Origin of the sequence: uncultured Faecalicoccus sp., from assembly GCF_944327125.1 — a bacterium.
In the GTDB taxonomy this organism is placed as follows: Bacteria; Bacillota_I; Bacilli_A; order Erysipelotrichales; family Erysipelotrichaceae; genus Faecalicoccus.
The window spans coordinates 1-7925 of sequence record NZ_CALVGO010000060.1; the positions used below are offsets into that span (position 1 = coordinate 1).

Here is a 7925-nt window from a genome sequence, read left to right on the forward strand (position 1 = left end):
GATCAGCTTGCTTAAACGGTCTGTATACTGATTGATTCGTTCCAGATACTCTTGTTTTTCTTCTTGCGAAAGATGGGAATCGTTGAGCAGTTCCAGATAATTCTTGATCCCTGTCAAAGGCGTCTTTAGATCGTGAGAGACATTGGTGATCAGTTCGGTCTTTAGATTCTGGGAACGAACGCGTTCCTTGATGGCTTGTTCAAAATCATCCTGCAAGGTATCCAGACGTTCCTGCAAAGACAATAAAATGTCGGTATGATCCATAGGAGTAACGGAAAAATCTCCCTGTCCCATCCGATCCATTCGGCCTAACAGTTTCTTATATTCTTTTGTCAACAAAACCGCTTTATGCACCAGGAACAAATACGTACAGATGCCATAGACCAGTGCCAGAAGCCAGCCCCAGAATAAACTGAGCAAGAAGACAATAAGGGTATTGATCAGGCACCCTTTAAAAATCAGTGATTTGAGATTGTCATTGAAATCATAATTCTTAATATCCTGGATATCCTGTACCAAACGTACGATTTGACGGCCAAGCCAGACATCTTCCTTTAGAAAGCGCACAGGGCCTGAACAGAATGCGTATTTCACGTAATAAAAGCACAAGCCGGTTAAAACCATAAACAAAAAGTAAACCGTAAAATCAAGCGCACCCACCCAGATCTCCGGCATCGGCAAGCCAAATCGATCAAGGGCGGGAACCAGTCTTTCATCCAGCGTCAATCCGATACAGTATGTCCCAAACAAAAGGACCAAACTGGTGGCAAACCCCAAAAAGAGAATATTGAATTCCGCTTTCCATCCTAACAGCGTTTTAAACGGCTGCACCTGGCCAAGACTTTGATACTGGGCAATCAGAATATATAAACCCATCACTACAGCGCCGGCCAGAAAAGACATAATGGTAAAAGGCGCCCATAAAGACTCATTGTAAATCGATTGATAGACCACGCCTTTTCGTTCTTTCATTTCCTTAGGGATCGATATTTCCACATAGAGATCCGAAGGCGGCACAATCTCGATATCTCCTGTACCTATGGTTTCCTGTCCGTAAACCAGATCGTACAGGGAATAGAAATAATCCAGAGACAAAAAGCTGAATTCTGGTAAACTCATGGTCCCTTCTTGATGGAGATTGCCTTTTTCATCATAATCAAGAACGCCATAGAACAAGGAATTCTCCTTGTTTACCTTTTCGTTGAACTGTCGTTCATCCGTTTTCTGTCCGGAAAGGACACGATAATAGAAATTCGGATCGTTATCCAGTTCATAAACCGCTTTTCGAATTGCGGTATCGACTCGTTCATTGATTTGTGCTTCCAGGTCTTTGTCTTCGCACTGAATCAAAGAATAAGAAGGATCCATCTGTTTCATCTTTCCTACGATCAGCCATTGAATGTCTTCAATCAGATAGGGGTCCACTTCTTCGATATCGGTAGTGGCCTTAAGGTTGATTTGCGGCATCAGCGAAACCACGATGCCTGAACACAAAGCACATATCAGAAAGAAGATAGCCAGCAGCCGGTGACTTTTTTTCATCACGGATCCATCCTTTCCATCTTATAACCGATTCCCCAAACGACTTTGATATAGACCGGCTTTTTGGGGTTGGCTTCGATTTTTTCTCTTAGTTTACGGATATGCACCATGATGGTCTCTGTATTGATGGCTTCTTCTTGCCAGATGATCTCATAGATCTGCTGGGCCGAATAAACACGGCCGGGATTTTTGATCAGCAGTTCCAGAATCGCAAATTCCTTCGGGGTCAGATGAACGATCTGAGAAGCCACATACACTTCTTTTGTGACCGTATTCAGTTCCAGATCCCCGACCGTATAAATCCCCTGGGTTTCTTCTTTGTCCTTTTTTAAATTCAGGATCTGTTCATAGCGGCGTAACTGGGCCCGCACCCGGGCAATCAGTTCCAGCGAGGTAAAAGGCTTGGTGATATAATCATCGGCCCCGATGTTGAGACCGTGGATCTTATCGATATCCTCGCTTTTGGCACTGAGAAACAAAATGGGAAAATCATATTTTTCCCGTGCCTTCATCACCATGGTGATGCCATCCATCACCGGCATCATAATATCTACGATGGCCAGGTGAACCGGTTCTTTTTCCAGGATCTCCAGGGCTTCTTTTCCGTTAGGGGCATCGAGCACCCGATAGCCCTGATTCTGCATATAGATGCAGATGGCCTTGCGAATTCCTGTTTCATCTTCAACAACCAGTATGGTATGTTCCATGATCTTTTCCTCCTTTTCTTTCTTAGGAAGTTAAATAATAAGTAAAGGCTTTATCAAAAAGCTCCTGCGAAATCCCATAGGGTTACACAAAAATCCCGCCATACTTCCACCCCGATGGCACGGGGAATAATAGGGATCACTGTTTGAAAGATCTGCAGAACAATAAACTGAAAAGGTTCCCACAGACCCGTTTCGATCAACAGCTCCTGAAGTTTGCCGGGATCTGATAAATATCCTTGGTTTAGACTGACACAAAAAAATGTACCCGATATCGTCAGTCCTATTATCCATTTTCGCAATGCGTTCATGATTTCCCTCTTCCTATTCTTAGGATAAAGGGAATCCATAAATGAATTGCGGATAGAATTCTAAAATTTTTCTTAATATGAGTCGATGATTCGCAAAATCTTATCCATAGCTTCTTTTCCTGTATCGTATTGATCTGAATCCAGCGATTCAAAATAATCCTTGAACGAAGCGATGAAATTTGGATTTTCAATACTCAACAACATGATTTTCCCAGAGTTGGTCATGAATTGAAGATAGCCAATCGAATCGGAAATATAGATTTTTAACCCACTGGTCACATTGCCGATATCTTCTTTCAACAAACGAATGTCATAATTGGAACTATGTTTAATAAAACATTGCAGTACCGCTTTACGATCTTCTACATGTAAAGGAAGGTAGAAATCGTTGGAGAATTCATCAAATCGTCCTGTCTCCATAAAACGGCGTATCCCATTTTCGCTCATGAACATGACCGGATGGATCTTTTTATGCCGAAGATTCAAAGACTTGATGTATTTGTTCAGCTGTTCCATAAACTGTTTTCGCTCCGGAAGATCGCTAAACAAGTATTTCTGAATCTCACGCTCTTCTAAAAAAGGAACCAGACACGGCAATAAAGAGAAATGAATTTCCTCCGTATTGCGGTTCTGCATGATCTTTACCGCAAGGGCCAACTGTGAATGAAGATCCTGCACCGGAAGCAGTAATGGGCTGGTCAGTTCATACAAATCATCAAAGATCTGATGGAAATAGCGGACCATAGCCTTATCCGAATACAAGATGGCCTCCTGATAATCACTGGAGATCTGCAGGGCAAAGCTGGTGGTCACGATCAAATAAGGAAAAGGCGGAAACTTTGAATGGGAAAAATCATTTCCATGATAATACGTCGTTCTGTAGCGAACGCCGTGGTCCGCAAACTGGGCATACAAAGAGATCGTCTGGCATAAAGAGTGAAAGTTACGATCCTTACGCACTTCTAAAATGCCGCTGTATTGCGACAAAGGCAAAATGTGTTTTAAAGAAGTCTGTTCTTTGACCATAGGAAAAATATTGGAAAAACCTGGCAAACCCGGGGTTCCCAAAAATTTGATCTCTCCGCATTCCTCTTTGTTTTCCTGAACCACTAAATGATAGATCAAATATTCCAAATTCTTACCAATCTTATGAAAGGGACGAACCGGATCTTCAAAAAGAGAAAGTTCTTCATTTTGAAAACCAGGCATATCGATCAAAGTCGGTTCGGTGTGGAAAGAACGGATAAACGTATCCACGTTTTTTCTTCGGTAATAGATATCCGGACTCACCAAAGAGATCGAATACAGTTCCAAAAGTTCTTTGATCTCATAAGGCGTCAGTTCCAGATAGTTCCCTATGCGCAAAACAAGATCCTTAGAAGGGGCATTTCGCTGTCCCTGGATGATCTTATGTAAGGAAGAGCGATCCACCGACAGATATTTTGCCATCTGATATTTGTTGACCTTCTTGGCCGTTACATAACTCTCTAACATTTCTGAAAACTCTGACATAATCTCTCTCCTGTTTAAAGGGCTATTGCCCTTTTAATTCAAACAATATATCACGAAGCTGAGCCGCTCTTTCAAAATCCAGAGTACGAGCCGCTTCCCGCATTTCTTTTTCAATGTTCTCCAACATGACTTCCTTTTGTTTGGCCGGCATCTTTTTCTTTTTAAGATAGCGAGCCGCCATTTCCTTGGTTTCCTTGGAGCGGACGACATCATGGATCGGTTTGATGATTGTTTTAGGAACGATGCCATGTTCTTCGTTGTAGGCCATCTGGATCGATCGGCGCCGTTTGGTTTCTTCAATAGCATAGTTCATACTTTCCGTGATCGTATCCGCATACATGATGACTTTTCCCTGGGCATTACGCGCCGCCCGTCCAATGATCTGGATCAAAGAGCGCTTGCTGCGAAGGAAGCCCTCCTTGTCGGCATCTAAGATCGCAATCAAAGAAACCTCCGGGATATCCAGACCTTCACGAAGCAGGTTGATGCCCACCAGGACATCGTATTTTCCCTGGCGAAGATCATGAATGATCTCTGTTCTTTCGATCGTGGTCACCTCATGATGCAGCCAGGCAACCTTCAGATCCATCTCTTTTAAATACGCCGTCAGATCTTCGGCCATGCGCACCGTCAGCGTCGTGACCAGCGTTCTTTCCTTACGGGCCACTCTTTCCTTGATCTCATCGACAAGATCGTCGATCTGTCCTTCAATAGGACGCACTTCCACTTCCGGATCCAACAATCCGGTTGGACGAATGATCTGTTCAATGACCTCATTGTGTGTCTTTTCCAGCTCCCAGTCTCCCGGTGTCGCCGAAACAAAGATGGCCTGATCGATCAAAGATTCAAATTCATTGAACCGAAGCGGACGGTTGTCCAAAGCGCTGGGAAGGCGGAATCCATATTCCACCAAAACTTCTTTACGAGCCCGGTCGCCATTGTACATACCGCGGATCTGCGGTAAAGAAACATGGCTTTCATCCACGATCAATAAAAAATCTTTCGGGAAATAATCAAATAATGTATACGGTCTTTCCCCTTCTTTTCGTCCATCGATATGGCGGGAATAATTCTCGATGCCGGGGCATACGCCAAATTCCCGCAAAGCTTCAATATCATAGCGGCAGCGCTGTTCAAGACGCTCTTTCTCCAAGGGCTTTCCCATCTTATCAAAATACGCCAGACGATCTTCCAGTTCGGCTTCGATCGATTTGGCCGCTTTCTCCATTATATCCATACTGGTGGCATACCCATTGGCCGGATAGATGATATAAACCGAATACGCCTGTTTGACCTTTCCCGTCAAAGGGTCCACTTCACAGATCCGTTCAATCTCATCGTCAAACATTTCTACCCGGATCAAGTAGGCATCGGTATGTCCCGGTGTGATTTCCAAGACATCCCCGCGCACACGAAAAGTCCCTCGTACAGGGTCCGTGTCATTTCGTTTGTATTGTTGGCTTACCAGAGAAGCCATCAGTTCCTTGCGGGAGATGATCTGCCCGGTACGAAGCGTAAAGATCATATGCCGGTATTGTTCCGGGTTGCTGGCCCCATAGATGGAAGCCACCGAGCAGACAATGATCGTATCTCGTCTTTCTAAAACCGAATTGACCGCTGCCATTCGAAGCATGTCCAGTTCTTCATTGGTCTTTGTGTTTTTATCTATATACGTATCCGTTTTTGGAAGATAGGCTTCCGGCTGATAGTAATCAAAATTCGATACAAAGTATTCCACCCGGTTGTGAGGAAAAAACTCTTTGAATTCCGAATACAGCTGTCCTGCCAGTGTTTTATTATGCGCAAAAACCAAAGTCGGACGATTGACTCTTGCGATCACATTCGATACCGTAAACGTCTTTCCGGTTCCGGTCGCCCCTAAAAGAACCTGATATTTTTTATGTTCATTTAAGCCTTTGACCAGCGCTTCGATGGCCTTAGGCTGATCTCCGCTGGGCTTATAATCCGATACAAGTTCAAATTTTTCCATACTAAGATTATATTTCATTCAAACTATCGCTTCAAGTGAATCGACTATAGCGTTTCAAACCATTCACGGATCTGACTTTTATCTTTTGTCTTCATCAGCGCCAGCATCAGTAAGATCTTAGCCTTATGCGGTGAGAAAGTAAACGATGGAATCGTATCCTGATCCGGATCAAAATAACTCGAATCAAAAACAATGCCCTGTACGACTCGGCTGGAACGCACGATCACATGATCTTTGGCCAGCTGGTGAAAGTGGTCACGCCACGAGGTTCCATAATTACCGCTTCCGCTTCCCGCAATGACGATTCCTTCATTGTTCTGGCATAGATAATCCAGAAGTCCCAGATCGGCTCCACAATGCCAGTAGGCAATATCGACATTAGGCAGTGTTTGGATCTCCATGTCGGAAAAAGGCGATGTGATCGTATGCGGACGCTGGCTGCGGCTCAAAAAGTAGACCTGATCATCCCGCATATAGCCCAGGGAACCAAAGTGCCCAATCTCAAAGGCATCGGTTTTATAACTGTTACTTTTTCGAATATCTCGTCCTGAATAGATCGTATCCGAAAAGACCGCCAATACACCCGCTCCTTTAGCCTGGTCACTGCACGCCAGGGCAACGGCCTGGTATAGATTCATCGGTCCATCGGCACTGGTGGCTGTCGCCGGACGCATAGATCCTGTCAAAACGACTGGAATTTCCGTATGTAAGGTCAGATTCAAAAAGAACGCCGTTTCTTCTAACGTATCCGTTCCATGCGTTACAACGATCCCGTCAACATTGGGATCCTTGGCGCATGTATGGATCAAATCACGAAGCTGGATCCACCTTTCATTATTCATATCGTTACTATCGACATTGCACATCTGAATGGTCGAAATCGAAGCCAGAGATCGGATGGCCGGAACACTTTCCAGAATATCGGAAACTTTAAAATGACCGGCTGCATAATCCGCCGATTTTCCAATGTCTCCACTTCCCGCAATCGTTCCGCCGGTTGCGATAATCACTATATTCTTCATTTCTATCACTATCCTTCAAACTATACTATAAAATAAAAAATCAGCGATTTCATCCTAAATATGAAAAGGAGAGCCTTAGCTCTCCTTGTTCATGTCATTAAGCTTCCTGTTCTTCGTCGTCTTCTTCGACATCTTTCCAATGTCTTCCCACCAATAACAGTACTAATTCTACAACGGCTATAACAACCATCCAAATTGTCCAGTTATCGATCAATACCATTGGCAAGCTCATGTCTTCTGTCAAGATGAACAATACTACCGAGGCAATGGCCACGATGACACCGAGAACTTTACAGATCCATCCGCGTTTCTGTTCTGGTTCTTTTTCTTCATCGTTTTCCATTCTTGCCTGTCTTTCTTCTTCATCTTCTTCGTCATCGTTTCTATGACGTTTCGATAATAACAGGATCAATCCAAACAATACGGTGATGATTGCGGCGATCAGGTTGATCAATGCCCAGGCATCGTTCTTTGACAACGGTGTCTTGCCATCATCAACATCTTCTTCACCATCGCTTAGAGGTGTATCGTCATCTTCGACATCCTCTGTATCTTCTTCATCTTCATCCGCATCGTCTGCATCAGTTTCTTCGTCAGTGCCTGTACCTTCGTCACCACCAGTTCCCGGTGTTGGATTGTCTTCTCCTCCACCTGGCTGATCTGGATCAACTACAGGCAATGCGTTTACAACCAGCATACCTTCTTCCAATGTCACAATGTAGTTGCCTTCCATTGTTTCATTAGCGAAAGTTACTTGAATTGTATTTCGGCTTGATCCAACCGCTGTCTGAGAACCTACAGCTCTGTATGTCAAGTCGTTTGGTTTTGCGAGACTTCCAGATGT

Annotated in this window: 6 protein-coding genes and 1 pseudogene; all 7 read right to left on the reverse strand. The window is 44.1% G+C overall.

The genetic code is table 11. The annotated features are described in order from the left end of the window. Positions 1–1542 (reverse strand): histidine kinase dimerization/phospho-acceptor domain-containing protein (locus Q0K03_RS06550; protein ID WP_297238921.1); only part of this gene is annotated, 1542 nt, incomplete at its 3' end. Further along, positions 1542–2249 carry a response regulator transcription factor gene (locus tag Q0K03_RS06555; protein WP_297238922.1) on the reverse strand — a complete coding sequence of 236 codons (708 nt, stop codon included), beginning with the start codon at positions 2247–2249 and terminating at the stop codon, positions 1542–1544. The genes Q0K03_RS06555 and Q0K03_RS06550, both read right to left, overlap by 1 nt. Before the next feature lie 53 nt (positions 2250–2302). Beyond that, positions 2303–2557, reverse strand: coding sequence for a hypothetical protein (locus tag Q0K03_RS06560; RefSeq protein WP_297238923.1), 255 nt, complete (start codon positions 2555–2557; stop codon positions 2303–2305). 72 nt (positions 2558–2629) lie between these two features. After that, positions 2630–4069: a helix-turn-helix transcriptional regulator gene (locus Q0K03_RS06565; protein WP_297238924.1), complete on the reverse strand. Its 1440-nt coding sequence runs from the start codon at positions 4067–4069 to the stop codon at positions 2630–2632. A 22-nt stretch (positions 4070–4091) separates the two neighbouring features. Further along, on the reverse strand, positions 4092–6059 hold the full coding sequence (gene uvrB, locus Q0K03_RS06570) for an excinuclease ABC subunit UvrB (RefSeq protein ID WP_297238925.1): 1968 nt from the start codon (positions 6057–6059) through the stop codon (positions 4092–4094). 44 nt (positions 6060–6103) lie between these two features. Further along, the gene (locus Q0K03_RS06575; protein WP_297238926.1) at positions 6104–7081 is read right to left on the reverse strand and encodes an asparaginase; all 978 of its coding nucleotides are present in this window, start codon (positions 7079–7081) and stop codon (positions 6104–6106) included. 97 nt (positions 7082–7178) lie between these two features. Further along, a pseudogene (locus tag Q0K03_RS06580) lies at positions 7179–7925 on the reverse strand (hypothetical protein); the annotation flags it as partial.